General features: G+C 64.0%; 16 protein-coding genes. 10 read left to right on the top strand and 6 right to left on the bottom strand.

The annotated features are described in order from the left end of the window. The first annotated feature begins 11 nt into the window (after positions 1–11). The 5 genes from LB555_RS25135 to LB555_RS25115 all read left to right on the top strand — a co-directional run bounded on the left by LB555_RS25135 (position 12) and on the right by LB555_RS25115 (position 4,446). Positions 12–593, top strand: a complete 582-nt coding sequence (locus LB555_RS25135; RefSeq protein WP_015315566.1) for a cob(I)yrinic acid a,c-diamide adenosyltransferase — start codon at positions 12–14, stop codon at positions 591–593. A gap of 31 nt (positions 594–624) precedes the next feature. Continuing rightward, positions 625–1,425, top strand: a complete 801-nt coding sequence (locus tag LB555_RS25130) for a rhomboid family intramembrane serine protease (RefSeq protein WP_140712902.1) — start codon at positions 625–627, stop codon at positions 1,423–1,425. A 233-nt stretch (positions 1,426–1,658) separates the two neighbouring features. Continuing rightward, entirely contained in the window at positions 1,659–2,408 is a 750-nt protein-coding gene (locus tag LB555_RS25125) for an electron transfer flavoprotein subunit beta/FixA family protein (protein ID WP_224684040.1), read from the top strand. Positions 2,409–2,428: 20 nt separating this feature from the next. After that, positions 2,429–3,358, top strand: coding sequence for an electron transfer flavoprotein subunit alpha/FixB family protein (locus LB555_RS25120; protein ID WP_224684039.1), 930 nt, complete (start codon positions 2,429–2,431; stop codon positions 3,356–3,358). Positions 3,359–3,567: 209 nt separating this feature from the next. Continuing rightward, complete coding sequence (locus LB555_RS25115; RefSeq protein WP_015315562.1) at positions 3,568–4,446, top strand: 3-hydroxybutyryl-CoA dehydrogenase; 879 nt, start codon at positions 3,568–3,570, stop codon at positions 4,444–4,446. Positions 4,447–4,458: 12 nt separating this feature from the next. Here the strand turns inward: LB555_RS25115 and LB555_RS25110 are convergent, their stop codons facing one another. From LB555_RS25110 to LB555_RS25100, 3 genes are all read right to left on the bottom strand, one after another. Then, the gene (locus LB555_RS25110; RefSeq protein WP_224684038.1) at positions 4,459–6,441 is read right to left on the bottom strand and encodes a PAS domain S-box protein; all 1,983 of its coding nucleotides are present in this window, start codon (positions 6,439–6,441) and stop codon (positions 4,459–4,461) included. A 164-nt stretch (positions 6,442–6,605) separates the two neighbouring features. Continuing rightward, positions 6,606–7,244: an NrsF family protein gene (locus tag LB555_RS25105; protein WP_224684037.1), complete on the bottom strand. Its 639-nt coding sequence runs from the start codon at positions 7,242–7,244 to the stop codon at positions 6,606–6,608. Position 7,245: 1 nt separating this feature from the next. Further along, the gene (locus LB555_RS25100) at positions 7,246–7,797 is read right to left on the bottom strand and encodes a sigma-70 family RNA polymerase sigma factor (protein WP_015315559.1); all 552 of its coding nucleotides are present in this window, start codon (positions 7,795–7,797) and stop codon (positions 7,246–7,248) included. Between the two features lie 443 nt (positions 7,798–8,240). On the opposite strand from LB555_RS25100, the gene LB555_RS25095 reads away from it, so the two are divergent. The 5 genes from LB555_RS25095 (at position 8,241) to LB555_RS25075 (ending at position 14,612) form a co-directional block, all read left to right on the top strand. Next, positions 8,241–9,290 (top strand): hypothetical protein, encoded by a 1,050-nt coding sequence (locus tag LB555_RS25095; protein WP_140720256.1) that lies wholly within the window; start codon positions 8,241–8,243, stop codon positions 9,288–9,290. A gap of 9 nt (positions 9,291–9,299) precedes the next feature. Continuing rightward, positions 9,300–10,652 carry a hypothetical protein gene (locus tag LB555_RS25090; protein WP_224684036.1) on the top strand — a complete coding sequence of 451 codons (1,353 nt, stop codon included), beginning with the start codon at positions 9,300–9,302 and terminating at the stop codon, positions 10,650–10,652. A 121-nt stretch (positions 10,653–10,773) separates the two neighbouring features. Continuing rightward, on the top strand, positions 10,774–11,781 hold the full coding sequence (locus tag LB555_RS25085) for an iron ABC transporter substrate-binding protein (protein WP_015315555.1): 1,008 nt from the start codon (positions 10,774–10,776) through the stop codon (positions 11,779–11,781). 171 nt (positions 11,782–11,952) lie between these two features. Further along, a complete protein-coding gene (locus LB555_RS25080; protein WP_411970794.1) occupies positions 11,953–13,533 on the top strand; it encodes an ABC transporter permease in 1,581 nt (526 codons plus the stop codon). Beyond that, the gene (locus LB555_RS25075) at positions 13,530–14,612 is read left to right on the top strand and encodes an ABC transporter ATP-binding protein (RefSeq protein WP_224684035.1); all 1,083 of its coding nucleotides are present in this window, start codon (positions 13,530–13,532) and stop codon (positions 14,610–14,612) included. Before LB555_RS25080 ends, LB555_RS25075 begins: the two co-directional genes overlap by 4 nt. 43 nt (positions 14,613–14,655) lie before the next feature. Here the strand turns inward: LB555_RS25075 and LB555_RS25070 are convergent, their stop codons facing one another. Genes LB555_RS25070 through LB555_RS25060 form a run of 3 tightly spaced genes read right to left on the bottom strand, consistent with a single transcriptional unit; the run spans position 14,656 to position 17,527 of the window. After that, complete coding sequence (locus tag LB555_RS25070; protein WP_015315552.1) at positions 14,656–15,465, bottom strand: phosphodiesterase; 810 nt, start codon at positions 15,463–15,465, stop codon at positions 14,656–14,658. 32 nt (positions 15,466–15,497) lie between these two features. Beyond that, positions 15,498–16,598 carry a sn-glycerol-3-phosphate import ATP-binding protein UgpC gene (locus LB555_RS25065; protein WP_015315551.1) on the bottom strand — a complete coding sequence of 367 codons (1,101 nt, stop codon included), beginning with the start codon at positions 16,596–16,598 and terminating at the stop codon, positions 15,498–15,500. Between the two features lie 14 nt (positions 16,599–16,612). Beyond that, complete coding sequence (locus LB555_RS25060; protein ID WP_015315550.1) at positions 16,613–17,527, bottom strand: ABC transporter permease subunit; 915 nt, start codon at positions 17,525–17,527, stop codon at positions 16,613–16,615.

Here is a 17,527-nt window from a genome sequence, read left to right as displayed (position 1 = left end):
CGGGAGGCGATGTGGTCAAGCTCAACAAGATCTACACCCGCACCGGCGATGATGGCACTACGGGCCTTGGCACTGGTGAGCGGCGGCTGAAATCCGATCTCAGGGTGGACGCCTACGGCACGGTCGACGAAGCCAATGCCTGCATCGGCATGGCTCGCGTGCATACCGAACAGAGCTACCAGGCGATCGACGCCATGCTCTCGCGCATCCAGAACGATCTCTTCGACCTCGGCGCCGATCTCGCCGTGCCTGATGACGGCAAGCCGCTTGGCTACGAGCCGTTGCGCATCGTTGCCACGCAGACCGACCGTGTCGAGCACGACATCGACGTCCTCAACAAGAAGCTCCAGCCGCTGAAATCCTTCGTGCTGAACGGCGGCACGCCGGCAGCGGCGGCGCTTCATCTCGCCCGCACGGTGGCACGGCGCGCCGAGCGGCTGATGGTCGCCCTGGCTCAGGACCCGGCCGAACACGTCAACCGCGACGGGCTGAAATACATCAACCGCGTCTCGGATTTCCTGTTTGTCGCCGCCCGGGCGGTCAATGACAACGGAAATGCCGACGTGCTATGGGTTCCCGGCAAGAACCGCTGAACGGACCAGAGGCGGGAGGGGCCGGCGACCGATGTTCATCCCGCTTTACGACACCAACAGGCTGCGCCACATCAGGCTGCAATATGTGACCATCGGTCTGATTGTCGCCAACGCCGTGATCTATTGCGCCACGGCGCTCGGCGGCGAGAACTTCACCAATGCCGCCGTGCTTGGTCTCGGCTTCATCCCGTCCGTCGTTCACGACACGGCCGAACTCGACCCCCGCTTTGTCATCATCCCCGAGAGCCTGAGCTATCTCACCTATTCCTTCCTGCATGCCGATATTTTCCATCTCGGCGGCAACATGCTGTTCCTTTGGGTTTTCGGCGACAATGTCGAGGACGCGCTCGGCCACATCCGCTACCTGATCTTCTATCTGCTGTGCGCCATCGCCGGAGCCGCCTTCCAGGGGCTGGTCGCCTGGGATTCGCAGGCGCCGTTGATCGGCGCGTCGGGTGCCATCGCCGGGGTGGTCGTCGCCTACCTGATCCTCTATCCCAGGGTGAAGGTGTGGGTGCTTGCCTTCGCCCGCATCCCTTTGCGCATTCCAGCCTTTATTCCGCTCATCCTGTGGGTGCTGTTCCAGATCGTGATGTTCGCGGCCGGCGGCGAGGATCAGATATCCTGGGCCTGCCACATCGGCGGCATCATTGCCGGCGCGGTTCTGGTGCTGGTCCTGCGCAGCCGCGGCGTGCCGCTGTTCGCACCCGCCGACGAGGATGCCGTGGTACCTACTCCTGAACAGCCGCCGGTGGTCGGCGAACCAGCGGCGCCCCAAACGGCCGCCACCACGACGCGCTGGGGACGTGGAAACCCTTCTGGCCCAAACTGAACCGATTTGAGCGGCTTTCAGCGTATTGACGGCACGGGTTGCCACAATTACGGAAACGTCTCCGCCGCGGCCCAAGGCGTTTAAGGAGCAGCCAGGGCGGGCAAAGACCAGAATTTCCATCCGGCCAGAATTCCGTCTGGCCGGAATTCAGTCAGGAATGTCGGCTTTCGACAACTCAGAAGGGGCGCAGGCTGCTATAGCGCGCCCAACTAGCGTGAAGAGGTGACAGGCAAATGAAGATCCTTGTGCCCGTGAAGCGGGTTGTGGACGCAAACGTCAAGGTGCGCGTGAAGGCTGATGGTTCGGCGGTGGAGCTGGCCAACGTAAAGATGGCGATGAACCCGTTCGACGAGATCGCGGTGGAAGAGGCGATCCGGATCAAGGAAGCCGGCAAGGCCGAAGAGATCATCGTCGTGTCGATCGGTCCGCAGCAGGCGCAGGAAACCTTGCGCACCGCACTCGCCATGGGCGCCGACCGCGCCATCCTGGTCAAGACCGACGAGCAGACCGAGCCGCTCGGTGTTGCCAAGGTGCTGAAGGGCGTCGTCGAGGCGGAACAGCCCGGCCTTGTCATTCTCGGCAAGCAGGCGATCGACGACGATTCCAACCAGACCGGCCAGATGCTGGCCGCCCTGCTCGGCTGGGCCCAGGGCACCTTCGCTTCCAAGGTCATCATCGACGGCGACAAGGCCAAGGTGACGCGCGAAGTTGACGGCGGACTGCAGACGGTGGAGTTGAAGATGCCGATAATCGTCACCGCCGACCTTCGCCTCAACCAGCCGCGCTATGCTTCCCTGCCCAACATCATGAAGGCCAAGAAGAAGCCGCTCGACGAGAAGAGCCCGGCCGATTACGGCGCCGACGTCAAGCCACGCCTCAAGGTGATCAAGACCGAGGAGCCGAGCGGCCGCAAGGCGGGTGTCAAGGTCAAGAGCGTCGCCGAACTGGTTGACAAGCTCAAGAACGAAGCCGGCGTGCTCTGAGATCGGAAGGAACAGACAACATGACAATTCTCCTCATCGCTGAACACGACAACGCTACCCTTTCCGACCAGACCGCCAAGGCGCTTTCGGCTGCCCTGCAGATCGGCTCGGACGTGCATGTGCTGGTGGCCGGCAAAGGCGCCAAGGCTGCCGCCGACGCAGCCGCCAAACTGAAGGGCGTCACCAAGGTGCTGCTCGCCGAAGCCGACGAACTCGCCGAGCGCCTGGCCGAGCCGACGGCGGCACTGGTCGTCTCGCTGGCTGGCGCCTACGACACGGTCATCGCGCCGGCGACGTCGGCCGGCAAGAACATCGCGCCGCGCGTGGCGGCCCTGCTCGATGTCGCGCAGGTCTCCGAGATCATCGAAGTGGTCTCGCCCGATACCTTCAAGCGGCCGATCTATGCCGGCAATGCCATCCAGACGGTGCAGTCGAGCGACGCCAAGAAGGTCATCACCGTGCGCACCGCCTCCTTCCAGGCCGCGCCCGACGGTGGCTCGGCTTCGGTCGAGACGGTCAATGCGGCAGCCAATCCCGGCCTGTCCACCTTCGTCGAGAACAAGCTGTCGGAGACCGACCGTCCGGAGTTGACCTCGGCCAAGATCATCATCTCGGGCGGCCGCGCGCTCGGTTCCTCGGAGAAATTCCAGGAGGTCATCCTGCCGGTCGCCGACAAGCTCGGTGCTGCCGTCGGCGCCTCCCGCGCCGCCGTCGATGCCGGGTACGCGCCGAACGACTGGCAGGTCGGCCAGACCGGCAAGGTCGTCGCCCCCGATCTCTACATCGCGGTCGGCATCTCCGGCGCCATCCAGCACCTTGCCGGCATGAAGGATTCCAAGGTCATCGTCGCCATCAACAAGGATGAGGAAGCGCCGATCTTCCAGGTCGCCGATTACGGCCTCGTCGGCGACCTCTTCGTCATCCTGCCGGAGTTGCAGAAGGCGCTTTGACGCTTCCGCGCAACCGTATTAAATTGTGAGGGGTGGGGTAGACGAAGTCGCCCCACCCTTTTAGTTTGCACCGCACAATAAGCACGCCACAAAGGCTGAGAGCAATTCCAGCGGCAGTGCGCAGGGGTTTTTGCGCCGGGAATTGCGGGAAAACAAAGAGATGGGGCGGTTCGCGATCCAGCGAAAAACGCTCCGGACGGGATCGGGTAATGAGCAAGATCGAGACGATCGGCATCATTGGTGCGGGCCAGATGGGCGGCGGCATCGCCCACGTCTCCGCGCTTTCGGGCTATAAGGTGCTGATCTACGATATATCGCCCGACCGCATCGAGAAGGGCATTGCCACAATCAGCGGCAACATGGCCCGTCAGGTGGGGTCCGGCAAGCTCGACGAGAAGCTGCGCAATCAGGCCATGGCACGCATCGCGTCGGCACCGACGATGGCCGATCTCGCCGGCGCCGATCTGGTGATCGAAGCGGCGACCGAGGACGAAACCGTCAAGCGCAAGATCTATGCGCAGCTCTGTCCTCAGCTCAATCCCGAAGCGATCCTGGCGACCAACACCTCGTCGATTTCGATCACACGGCTAGCTGCCCAGACCGACCGGCCGGAGCGGTTCATCGGCATACATTTCATGAACCCGGTACCGCTGATGAAGCTGGTCGAACTGGTGCGCGGCATCGCCACCGAGGACCAGACCTTCGAGGCGGCCAAGACCTATGTGAAGCAGCTCGACAAGACGATCACCGTCTCGGAAGATTTCCCGGCCTTCATCGTCAACCGCATCCTTCTGCCGATGATCAACGAAGCGATCTACACGCTCTATGAGGGCGTCGGCTCGGTCGATGCCATCGACACCGCCATGCGGCTCGGCGCCAACCATCCGATGGGACCGCTGCAGCTTGCCGATTTCATCGGCCTGGATACCTGCCTGTCGATCATGCAGGTGCTGCATGACGGCCTGTCGGATTCGAAGTACCGGCCTTGCCCGCTGCTGGTCAAATATGTCGAGGCCGGCTGGCTCGGCCGTAAGACCGGGCGCGGCTTCTACGATTATCGCGGCGAGCATCCCGTTCCGACGCGCTGACGTGATTGCCGCTCACGAGGCCGCGGCGAGTGGCTTGGGCGGTTCTGACCTGTAATCGTCGCTGACCTTGCCGTCCGGCGCCACCGAAACGCATCCCCGGCCGGCGGCCTTGGCTGCATAGCAAGCGGCGTCGGCCCTTGCGATGATCTCGTCGACTTCGCCGCAATTGGCGCAGATCGCGGTCAACCCGATGCTGGCGCCGATCCCGTGCGGCCGGCCATCCCAGGTGAAGTTCAGGCCCGCTATCGCATCGATGATGGAACGCGCCGCGATCCTCGCGTCGGTGGTGGAAGCCGATTTCAGGATCACGGCGAATTCGTCGCCACCCAGGCGCGCGACGATGTCTTCAGGACCAAGCACGCCGCGCACGGCGTCAGCGACCCGCTTCAGCAGGGCGTCTCCGGCAGCGTGACCTCCCGTGTCGTTGACCAGCTTGAAATGGTCGAGGTCGATGAACATGAACTGATGGCGGCCCCCTGTCGTCGTGCCGTCCTTGCGCGCCTGATCGACCATCCCCTCCATGGCGCGGATGAAGCTCGAGCGGTTGGCAAGGCCCGTCAGTGCGTCGTGCGCGGCGGCATGGGCAAGCTGTCGCTGCAGGGCACGCGCATCGGTGAAGTCCTGGAAGACGATCACCAGACCGCAGAATTCGTTGCGTTCGTTGAGGATCGGCGACACGACCTGGCGGATGCTGCAGCGCGTGTCGTCGCGGCGGATGAGCACCGCGCGGCTGTTCTGGTCGGAGCGCGCCTCTTCGCCTGTCACCGGCCGCGTCATCCCGATCCTGTGGCCCGTCTCCTCGTCGACTGCCCAGTAGACATGGCTCAGCGTCTTGCCCAGCGCATCGTCACTGGAAACGCCGGTCAACTTTTCGGCCACCGGGTTCATGAAAGTGACGCGGTTCGCGGCATCGGTGCAGATGACGGCATCACCGATCGATTGCAGCATCACCCTCAGCCGCTCCTTCTCGTCGGCCAGCATCGCTGCCGAGACGATGAGCCGTTCTTCGGCCTGCTTTCGCCGGGTAATGTCCATCAAGCTGCCGATCGCTCTGACCAGGTGTCCGTCCGCATCGCGCTCGATGGCCTTGCCGCGGTCGAGGATCCAGATCCAGCGGCCGTCCTTGTGGCGCATGCGGAACTCGGCTTCGAAAAATTCCGTCTCGCCGGCGAGATGGGCGCGATCGGCCTCCGCGACCGTGGCGCGATCGTCTGGATGGATCATCGTCAGCCAGCGATCGGGGTCACCATCGAGCTCGCCATCCCCGTAGCCCAGCATCTTGACCCAGGTGGAGGAATAGGTGGTGCCCCCCTTGCGCATGTCGAAATCCCAGACACCTTGACCGGCGCCGGCCAGCGCGAAGTTCCAGCGCGTTTCGGCCTCTGTGATGCGCGCCTCGGCCTGTTTGCGCGCGTCGATGTCCTCGATCTGCGAGACGAGATAGAGCGGCCGGCCGCTTTTCTCGTCGCGAATAACCGAGCCGGCAAGATGAGCCCAGACGGGTGTGCCGTCCTTCTTGAGATAACGCTTCTCGAAGTGGAAGGCATCGACGGTGCCCGCCTTCAGGCCGGCCATCGTTTCGCTGCCGATCTGCACATCGTCGGGATGCGTGAGCTGGAAGAAGGTCAGCGCCTCGATCTCGTCGCGGCTGTAGCCAAGCATGGCGGCAAAGGCCGGATTGGTCTGGAGAATACGCCCGTCGAGACCGACGATAGCGATGCCGATCGCCGAGTCCTCCATGGCCCGGCGGAACCGCTGCTCGCTATCCGTGATCTGCCGTCGATCCTCCGAGATTCGACCGATGAACAGATAGGCCGCGAAAAGCGCGCAGACCGTCACAGCGACCGATATTTGGAGGCAAAGTCTGAGGGCTTGCGCGCCAAGGTCCAGTCCTGACAGCACAAGCGAGGCGGCCACTACGGCCAGACCGGCCACAAGCAGCGCCAGAGCTGCATGCTTGTGCCGTCCCGGCCCGATGATACCTCGCAATGTCACGATTCGTGCCACCCCCGTGGGCAATCGCTTTTTCCCGTTAAAACCCTGAAGGATCGATTTTAAGGAAAGGTTGCGCCCAGGGCATAGGCGACATGGAAAACCGGCAAACAATTGCCGGCATGATTAAGGATCGGTATTCACGGGGTGTAGGCGTGAGTATCCTGCTACCAGCGCACGAAAAACCGCCCGCCGAGCGCGCCAAGCAGAGCGAGAGCCGCGATGGCGATCGTGTACCAGGTGGCAACGAAAAGCGGCGAATCGTCGAAGCAGTGCGCCGCATAGAAAGTCGCCGCCAGCCCGCCGGCAAGCAGCCCCGCGACCGCGCCGGCAAGCACCGGCCGTGTCGGCGCGCCATAGCGCAGCATCCACAGGAAGATGGCCAGCGGGCCGATGCCGATCAGCGGGATGAAGCCCATGCAGATCATCATGTTCGAGCCGATCATGCGCGTGCTCCACAGGGCCTGCGGCACCACGAAGAGCTCCAGCACCACGGCCACCGCGACCAGCAGCGGCGCCGCGATCATCGCCGCCATAGCCCGGCCTGTCGCCGCGCCCGGCGTCGACAGGGCACGGATCAGGGCAAAGGCGCTGATGGCGAGCACGATGGTGAAAACGAATTTGGACAGGAAACGCACCGTGTGCGCGGCCACCATGAAATCGGGGCGCGGCCCGATCGTCATCATGAAGACAGCGGCCGCGACCAAGGCGGCCGCGCCAGCCGCCAGCCACCAGGCCGAGCGCAATGGCATCGCCTTGCTGTGGGCATCGGCGTCGAGCGCCTTGATGAGATCGTCGGTCTTCATGTCATTCCCGCCCGAACCGCCCCTGCCCGAATCGCCTGGCTATGGCGGTAAGTCCCCGGTGCAGCGACACCCGCACCGCCGTCTCGCTGATGCCGAACTTAGCCGCCGTCTCGCCGATCGAGCGGCCCTCCACGGATACTGCTGAAACCACCGAACGCTGTGCCGGCGGCAGCCCGTCGAGCGCCCGGTTGATGTCCCGCTCGCTGACGGTTTCCGTTTCGGGCTCGGCGAACGTCTCGGCGATGTCGTCGACATCGATCTCGATGCGCCGTCCGCGCCGCCGGAACGCATCGATCAGCTTGAAACGGGCAATCGCATAGACCCAGGGCAGCACCGGCGCGTCCTGGCGCCAGGTGTGCCGTTTCACATGAATGGCCAGCAAGGTTTCCTGCACGACATCCTCGGGATCGACCCCGCCCTGCACGATCTTGCGCCTGACGAAACCGCGCACCAGCGCGGCAATCCGGTGCAGAAAGTCGGCATAGGCCTTTTCATCCCCCGCGATCGCGGCCCGCATCAGCCGGGAAAGCTCGGCCTCGTCCTTGCCGCTCACAAGAGTTCACTCCCCGATCTTCGCGCCTCGGCACTGATTTGTTACGTGGCCGGCGAAATAATGTCCAAGCCAAACTACGGGCAAATCACGAAAGTTTGCGGGATGGCTCGCTAAATTCCCGGACGGGTTCTCTGGTTCCCAGCTCATGCGTGAGGAGCGGCGCGGGACCAACCTTTGATTGACGTAAGGTAAACCCTTCTGTAGCGTCAAGGGATCGGAGGGCGGCCGAAATGGATTTCATTGAACGCATTTTTGGATTTTCTCCCGACAATGGCTCGGGAACTTTCGAGAGCAGCCTTGTCATTGCGGCCATAGTCCTTGTCGCCGCCGTCTACTTCTACAGAAGACAGGGATCACTGAAGAAATAGCCTCTGGACAACCGGCGGAGACAGGTCCGCCAGGAAAACATTACCGTTGCGTCCTCTCAGCGTGGGAAACACGACATGGCAGGATCTCTGGTCAACCACATCAGAACCGCGGCCTTGCTGTTGTTCGCCGCCGAATTCTGGAAGCGTCTGGCCGCCGGGCTGAAGGTGCTGTTTGCCACGATATGCAGGCTGCTGTGCCGGCTGGCCAAGGGCCAGCGGCTGCCCAGCCCGGCGCAGAACGACTGCTGCATCCAGCTGCCGCCCGACATCTACAAGCGCGCCGATCCTCTTCTATACGCCCAGTATTATCTGATGGCGCAGGGGCTCGCGGTCACCTGGGACAATCCCGACATCGACATTTTCGACGGCACCTTGCCGGTCAGCGGCGCGCTTCAGCCAGCACATGCATATCGCGTTCGCGTGCGCGTCTGGAACGGGTCCTATGACGCCCCAGCGGTGGGCGTCGGGGTGGCACTGTCCTACCTGTCATTCGGCGCCCAGACCATTTCCCGTCCGATCGCCAACGTCGCCATAAATCTCGGAGCCAAGGGCACGATCGATTGCCCTGCCTATGCCGAGTTCAGTTGGACCACGCCCGCCACCGGCGGCCACTACTGCCTTCAAGCACAGCTTTCCTGGGGCGATGACGCCAACCCCAGCAACAACCTTGGCCAGAAGAACGTCAACATTGCCGAGATGCGCTCACCGGCGAAGTTCGTCTTCAGCGTGCGCAACGAGGCCTCGGTCGTCCGGCGTTTCCAGATCGAGGCGGACTGCTACGCTCTGCCGAAGCTGCGGCCATGTATCCCGCCACGCGGCCAGGGTCGAGACGAGCGCACGGACACCCCACAGCCGCGGCTCGCCGAAAGCAAGGCGCGCTGGGCCGAGGCCCTCGAGGAACAGGCGTATGGCCGGTTTCCCGTGCCGGACGACTGGTCGGTCAGGATCGTCCCAAGAACGCTTTTGCTGCAGCCGCGCCAGCTGACCGAGATCGCTGTCGAAATCGAACCGAAGGACACCGCGTTCCGCGGCTCAAAGACCTTCAACGTCCACGTCTTCACGATCGGCGAGAGTGGATCGCGCACCATGACCGGCGGCGTGACGCTCACCGCCACGAAAGGCTGAGGCGCTCCGATGGCTTACAAGTACTATACGAGCTGCTTTCTCTATCCGGTCGGTGGCAAGCCCTACAACGAGGACGATCGGCTGGCTTTCCTCGCCGGCCAGGCGCTGCAGATCATCGTGATCACCGGGTTGGCGGCCGCCTTCGGCCTGCTGCTGGGGCCGGTCGGTGCGGCACTTGCCGCGGCAATCGCATTTCTGGCGTCCGCCACCGCGACGATCGACAAGGCCGCCGGGGAATGGCTCAACCACCGCCTGGTCTGCCTCGACAAGGACAATCCGAAATGCGCCGTCGGCATCGTCTCCTACAATCCGTTCCGCAGCGATCTCGGCGCCTTCGACAACGACCAGTATTTCGACGTCATACTGATGCCGCATCCGACGACGGAAATTCTCAACGCCGAGACCAACGAGGCGGCCTTGGCGGCGGCCAATCGCTACAATGCCGACGGCACCGTCGCGGCGGAATTCGCCGCCAGCGTCGCGGCCCATCCGGCCAACGATATTCTCAATGACGGCTTTCAGGGTCATGAGCTGCTGTTGCCGCGCGACGACCTGAAGACGGATCTGGGCTACGCACCGGCCGACGATCATGCCCGCTGGGGCCTGCACTGCGAGGCCGAGGGCGACTTCTGGATCAAGATGCGCCAATGGGCGCCGGCCATCGTCATCCTGCTGACGGCGGCCCTGGTCGTCACGGTGGCCGCGGCGGCTGCCGGCGCCAGTGCCGGAGCGGCTGTCGGCTGCGCCATAGGATCGTTCTTCCTGGGTGCGCTGGGCTGCGCCATCGGCTCGTTCCTGGGAGGATTGCTCGGAGCGGCCATTGGCGGCGCCATCGGCGGAGCGGCATCCTATTTCGGCGGGGTCAAGCCGGTCCTGCAGGGATTGTTCAACTGGAACCCCGGCAATGTCGAGGACGCCAATGTCGGCGACAAGGCGCTCGGTCCCATCAGGATGGGCGATCATGTCGCCGTCCTCGGCGAACATGTCTATGACGGCTACCACAAGGGCTGGCACGAGTTTCATCCGCTGATGGCGGTGGTCAAATTCGATGCGGCCGCCAGTGTCGACGCGAAACACTATCTGCAGTGGGATCCGGACTTTGCCGACACGGGCACGGTTCCGCCCAAACCGCCGGGCGAGACCACCGACCTGACCGCGCAGGATATCCGTGACGGGCTTGGCAGCGCAGCGTTCCGGGCGCGCTGCGACAATCTGCGCAGGACCTGGTGCGCCATGCTGAACGAAGCGTTCGATCCCGAGACCAAACGAACACAGCAGGGGCTGGACCAGCGGTGGACCATTCATCCGATGGTCGATGGCTGCATCCCGCAGGAGCAGCCACCAGCCCCGCATATCGGGTGATGCCATCGGCGTCCGACACGCGAAACCGTGATGATGCCCGTCGTCTTTCAATCTTGACTAGTGCATTCATGAATTGGTACTCGGACGCACCCCAGTGCGGGACAACCCGAGGAGTACCCTTATGAAATCCCCCCTTCTTGCCCTTGCCAGCGTAGCCGCGCTTGCAATCAGCCTCGCCGCTGGTCCGGCGACGGCCGAAGATGCCGGCATCGTCGTCTATAACGCCCAGCATGAAAGCCTGGCGAAGGAATGGGCGGAAGGGTTCACCAAGGAGACGGGGATAAAGGTCACCTTGCGCAACGGCGGTGACAGCGACTTCTCCAACCAGATCGTCGCCGAAGGCGCCGCCTCGCCCGCCGACGTGTTCCTGACGGAAAATTCGCCGGCCATGGTGCTGGTCGAAAATGCCGGCCTGTTCGCGCCGGTCGACGCCGATACGCTGGCTCAAGTCCCGCAAGACTATCAGGCCACCAGCGGCAAATGGGTGGGCGTGGCCGCGCGCAGCACCGTGTTTGCTTATAACACCACCAAGCTCAAGGCAGACCAGCTGCCCAAGTCGATGCTCGATCTCGCCGACCCGAGCTGGAAGGGCCGCTGGGCGGCTTCGCCTTCCGGCGCCGATTTCCAGGCCATCGTGAGCGCTTTGCTGCAGCTCAAGGGCGAGCCCGCCACGGCCGACTGGCTGAAGGCGATGAAGGAGAACTTCACCGCCTACAAGGGCAACAGCACCGTGATGAAGGCGGTCAATGCCGGTGAGATCGAAGGCGGCGTGATCTACCACTACTACTACTTTGGCGATCAGGCCAAAACCGGCGAAAACTCCAAGAACGTCGCGCTGCACTATTTCAAGAACCAGGATCCGGGCGCTTTCGTATCGGTTTCCGGCGGCGGCGTGCTGGCCTCGAGCAAGCATCCCAAGGAAGCCCAGGCCTTCCTGAAATGGGTGACCGGCAAGAACGGCCAGGACGTGCTGAAGAACGGAACCTCCTTCGAATACGCGGTCGGCAAGGGCGCGCAGTCCAATCCGAAGCTGGTGCCACTGGCCGACCTGCAGGCGCCGAAGGTCGATGCCACGACGCTGAACTCCAGGAAGGTCACCGACCTGATGACGGCAGCCGGCTTGCTTTAGTTGCCGTTCTTCCTAATAAGGACGTCAGATCGTGCTCCCGCGGGAATTCACCTTTCGCGGGAGCGTTTTGTTTCGAGATGCATTCGTCCATGACGACACGCTTCGTTCCTGACCGCGACCGTGGTCCCATGATTGCCGCTGCCGCGTCGCAACGGTATGGCGCCTGAACTGATGCAGTCCGAGGTCGATCTCGCGCGTCCCGGCCTGCCGCCCAAGATGCGTCGACGGGCGCAGCGGCGGGCTGCGCCTTGGCTTGTCGCCGCCGCCATATTTGTCTCCCTGCTGGCGCTACTGCCGCTCGCTTTCATCATCTGGATCGCGGTGCAGACCGGCTGGGAGACGGTCTCGGCACTGGTCTTTCGGCCGCGTGTCGGCGAACTGCTGGTCAACACCGGCCTGCTCGTCCTGCTGGCGGTGCCGATCGCCATCACCTTGTCGGTGACGCTGGCCTGGCTGACGGAACGCAGCGACCTGCCCGGTGCCCGGCTGTGGTCCTGGCTCTGCGTGGCGCCGCTCGCCATCCCCGCTTTCGTGCACTCCTATGCCTGGATCACCCTCGTGCCCGGGCTGCACGGCCTGTGGGCTGGCGTGCTGGTGTCCGTCATCGCCTATTTCCCTTTCCTCTATCTGCCGGTGTCGGCGGCCCTGCGCCGTCTCGATCCCGCTCTCGAGGACGCGGCCGCGGCACTTGGCCATGGACCCTGGCGCGTGTTCTGGCGCGTCGTGCTGCCGCAGCTCAGGCTCGCAATATGCGGCGGCTCGCTGTTGGTCGGCCTGCATCTGCTGGCCGAATATGGCCTCTATGTCTTCATTCGCTTCGACACCTTCACGACCGCGATCGTCGATCAGTTCCAGTCGACCTTCAACGGCCCGGCCGCCAACATGCTGGCCGGCGTGCTGGTGACCTGCTGCTTCGTGCTGCTCGGCCTCGAAGTGCTGGTCCGCGGCGAGGAGCGTTATGCCCGTGTCGGCTCGGGTGCCGCGCGATACCAGCAACGAATGAACCTCGGCCGCGCCACCCTGCCCAGCTTGCTGCTGCTCGCCGTCACCACATTGCTGGCGCTTGGCGTTCCGTTCGTGACCATCGGGCGCTGGCTCGCCGCCGGCGGCGCCGATGTCTGGCGCTTCGACGAGATCGGCCTGGCACTCGGCCAGACGCTGTTCCTGTCCCTCGCTGGCGCCCTGCTTGCCACTGTCGCGGCCATGCCGATGGCCTGGATCTCTATCCGCGCGCCGGGTCCGTTGCAGCGCTTGCTCGAGGGATGCAATTACATCGTCGGCTCGCTGCCCGGGGTCGTGATCGCGCTGGCGCTGGTCACCATCACGGTGCGCATCGCACTGCCGCTCTACCAGACCCTGTTCACTATCCTGGTCGCCTACGCACTGATGTTCCTGCCGCGCGCGCTGGTCAGCCTGCGTGCATCGATCGCGCAAGCGCCGGTCGAGCTCGAACGCGCCGCGTCCAGCCTCGGCCGGCGGCCGCTCGATGCGCTGTGGTCGACGACGATCCGCCTGTCGGCGCCCGGTGCGGCGGCTGGCATGGCGCTGGTGGCGCTCGGCATCATGAACGAACTGACCGCGACCCAGATGCTGGCGCCGAACGGCACCCGCACACTGGCCATGGCGTTCTGGTCCTACAGCAGCGAGATCGATTACGCCTCGGCGGCTCCTTACGCCTTCATCATGGTGGCGATGTCGCTGCCCCTGACCTGGCTGCTCTACGTCCAGTCGAAGCGGATGGCAGGACGATGAGCTTTCTCGAACTCGGCAATCTGCACAAGCACTACGGCCCGGTAGCCGCACTGGCCGGCGTCAACCTGAACGTCGCCAGCGGCAGCCGCACGGCGATCGTGGGACCTTCCGGCTGCGGCAAGACGACCTTGCTGCGGCTGATCGCCGGCTTCGAGGCGCCTGACCAAGGCCGCATCGTACTCGACGGGCAGGTGCTGGCCAATGGCGGCGCCGCTGTCCCGGCGCATCGCCGCGGCATCGGCGTGGTGGCGCAGGACGGCGCCCTGTTCCCGCATCTGACCATCTCGGACAATATCGGCTTCGGCATGGCACGGGACGACGACAGGCGCGCCGAGCGCATCGTCGAACTTGCCTACATCGTGGGACTCGACAAGGCGATCCTCAAACGCCGCCCGCACGAGCTCTCCGGCGGCCAGCAGCAGCGCGTGGCGCTGGCCCGGGCCATGGCGATGAAGCCGCGGCTGATGCTGCTCGACGAGCCGTTCTCGGCACTCGACACCGGCCTGCGCGCCTCGATGCGCAAGGCGGTGGCCGAACTTCTGGAGGCGGCTGGCATCACCACCATCCTGGTGACGCACGACCAGGCCGAGGCACTCTCCTTCGCCAGCCAGGTGGCGGTAATGCGCGATGGAAAATTTTCCCAGGTCGGCACGCCGCGCGAGCTCTATCTCAAGCCGAAGGACAGGATGATCGCCGAGTTCCTCGGCGATGCCATCATCCTGCCGGCGAGCATTTCGGGCGGCTTCGCCAGTTCGCCGCTGGGCCGCATCGCCGTCGACGCGCCGGACAGCCGCGATGTCGCCCGTATCATGCTGCGGCCGGAACAGATCGGCCTGAAACGCACCTCGCGCGAGGGCATGTCGGGCACATCGGACATGCCGTTCGGCGAGGTGACGGAATCGGAATTCGCCGGCTCGACATGCACGATCGCGGTGCGGCTCCTGAACAATTCCGATCCGCCCGACGCCGCGGCCATCGGCGGCACGCCGCTGATCCTGCGCAAATCCGGCATGGACGCGCCGGCGATCGGCGAGATCGTGCGGCTGACCGTATCGGGCAAGGCGCACGTCTTTGCCTGAGCCCGACGATTTTAAGCCCTTGAACCAAAGCGAAGTGGCAAGCTCACGCCGTGATGCGTTCGCCGGTTTCGGCTGAATAGATCGGCCATTGCTCGATAAAATCGCAACCGTGCACCACCACGCACGCGTTGGCGCTGTCGATGAGGATGACGGCGTAGGACGGCGGCGCTTGTTCGACGATCTCGCTCGATCGCTCGAGGGCGAGCTCGAAGCGGGCATGCAAGCCGCGCTGCGCCGAGAACGGAATGCCGGCAACGGTGCCGGCAATGTCGCGATGGACATGGCCGAAGAAGATATGGCGGACGTTGCCATGGCCCCGCAACAAGTCGAGCAACCGCTCGGGCTGTTGAAGCGCCAGCGGATCGAGTTGAGGCAGGCCGAGCGCGACCGGCGGATGATGCAGGAACACGTAAGCGGGCCGGCCGCCCGACCGTTCCAGCCGGGCTTCGAGCCAGGCAAGCCGCCTCTCGCACAGTTCGCCCTCGATGCGCCCTTCCGCCAGGCAGTCGAGAAACAACAGCACTTCGTTGCCGGTATCGTGGACCGACTGCACGAAGCCGTTTTCGTCGACCGGAACGTCGGGAAACGCGGCGATGAGATTTGCCCGCCGGTCATGGTTGCCCGGCAGCAGCCTGTACGGCACCGACAGCGTGGTCAGGGCAGCGCGCAGATCGGCATAGCTCCGCGGCGCACCGGTCTCCGTCAGGTCGCCGGTGAAGACGCAAAGCGCGGCGTCGGCGTGATGCGCATTGATGTGCGCGATGCACTGATCCAGCCGCTGGTGCAGGTCGGCCCCATAGCGGCGCTCACCTTGCCGACCGAGATGCACGTCGGTGACCTGGATGATTTTCATGTACGTCTCTTTGGCGGCGCGCGTGCTGGAAATCAAAGCGCTGGCTCTGGCACCGAAGCCTTGAAGACATCGAGACGGGTGCCTGTCTCCGACGAGAAGAAGTGCATGTCGTCAGGCGAGATCTTCAGGCCGACGGTGCTGCCGGGCTCGGGGTGAACGGGCTCCGAGGTCATCACCGAAAACGGCGCGCCGTCGAGGTCGACATAGATCACCCGCCCCGCGCCCAATTCCTCGACTAGGTCGACAGTCGCATCGAGCGCGCCCGGCGTTCCCGGCGCCACCAGCCGCACCGCCTCCGGCCGGATGCCCATCGCCACTTTCGTGCCGACCGGCAGGCCGGCGCGAGCCATCGCCAGGCGCCGGCTGCCGCCGAGCAGCGACAATCCGTCGAGTTCGGCGGTGCCTTCGAGGATGTTCATGGCCGGCGCGCCGACGAAGGTGGCGACGAAGCGGCTGGCCGGGCGGGTGTAGATTTCACCTGGCGTGCCGACCTGTTCGACCCGTCCCCCATTCATCACCACCAGTCGGTCGGCCAATGTCATGGCCTCTACCTGGTCGTGGGTGACGAAGACGGAGGTGGCATTCAGCCGGCGATGCAGCTTGCGGATCTCCGAACGCATCTGCACGCGCAGCTTGGCGTCGAGATTGGACAGAGGCTCGTCGAACAGGAACACCTTCGGCTCGCGGATCATGGCGCGGCCCATGGCGACGCGTTGCCTCTGGCCACCCGAAAGCGCCATCGGCTTGCGGTCGAGCAGTTGCTCGAGTTCCAGTGTGCGGGCCACCGCCTGGATGCGCTGGTTGCGCTCGGCCGAGGGAACACCGGCGACTTTCAGCGAATAGCCGATGTTCTGGGCCACGCTCATATGCGGATAAAGCGCGTAATTCTGGAACACCATGGCGCAGCCGCGCTCGCGTGGCTCGAGTTTGTTGACCACCGTGCCGTCTATGGCGATCGTGCCGTCGGAAATTTCTTCCAGCCCCGCGATCATCCTGAGCAGCGTGGACTTGCCGCAGCCGGACGGCCCGAGAATGACGACGAATTCGCCCGAGGCAAAGTCGAGATCCACGCCGTGCACGACCTGCGTCTTGGCATAGTTCTTCTTGACGCCGCGTATTGCGATGGAGGCCATTTTTTGTCTCCTTGTTACTTCTCGGTGGCGATCAGGCCGCGCACGAACCAGCGCTGCATCAGCACCACGACGATCATCGGCGGCAGCATAATGATGAGAGTGCCGGCCATGGCGATATGCCACTCCGGAGTGCCGCCGACGTTGGGGATGAGCTGCTTGAGCTCGGTCACCGCCATCGCATGCGACTGGTCGGTGGTGATGAGCAGCGGCCATAGATACTGGTTCCATGCCCACAGGAACATGATGGTCCCGAGCGCCGCCATGTTGTTGCGCGACAGCGGCAACAGGATATCGATGAAGAAGCGCAGTGGCCCGGCGCCATCCATGCGTGCGGCCTCCGTCAATTCGTCCGGCACGGTCAGGAAGAATTGGCGATAAAGGAACGTCCCGGTCGCCGTGGCGACCAGCGGCAGAATTAGGCCGGGATAGGAGTTGAGCAGCCCAACGCTGAGGTGGACCTGCACGCCCGAAACCGTTTCGATCAGCCAGCTCAGGCCGGTCACGTCCAGGATAGCCTGATACGGCTCGAGCACGTTGGCGACCACCGCGTAGGTCGGCACGATGCGCACTTCAAGCGGCAGCATCAGAGTGATGAAGATCAGCCAGAAGATCAGCGTGCGTCCGGGAAATCGGAAATAGACGATCGCGAAGGCGGTCAGCGCCGAGACGATCACTTTGCCTGCGGCAACGCCGGTCGCAACGATGAAGCTGTTCAGCAGCTTGGGACCAAGGTCGGCCGTCACCCAGGCGGTCTTGATGTTGATCCAGAAATCGCTACCCGGCAGCAGCGACATCGGCACGTCGTTGACATCCCTGAGATTATGCGAGGCCGCGATCGCCACGATGGCGAACGGCGCCACACAGAAAACGAAGCCGACGAACAAGATCAGGTGCGTGAAAAAATTGAGGAACGGGGTGCGCTCGACCAT

This window comes from Mesorhizobium sp. BR-1-1-10, assembly GCF_020165595.1.
Taxonomy (GTDB): domain Bacteria; phylum Pseudomonadota; class Alphaproteobacteria; order Rhizobiales; family Rhizobiaceae; genus Mesorhizobium; species Mesorhizobium australicum.
Note: the sequence above shows the minus strand (reverse complement) of the source record. Positions and strands in the feature narration are given on the sequence as shown.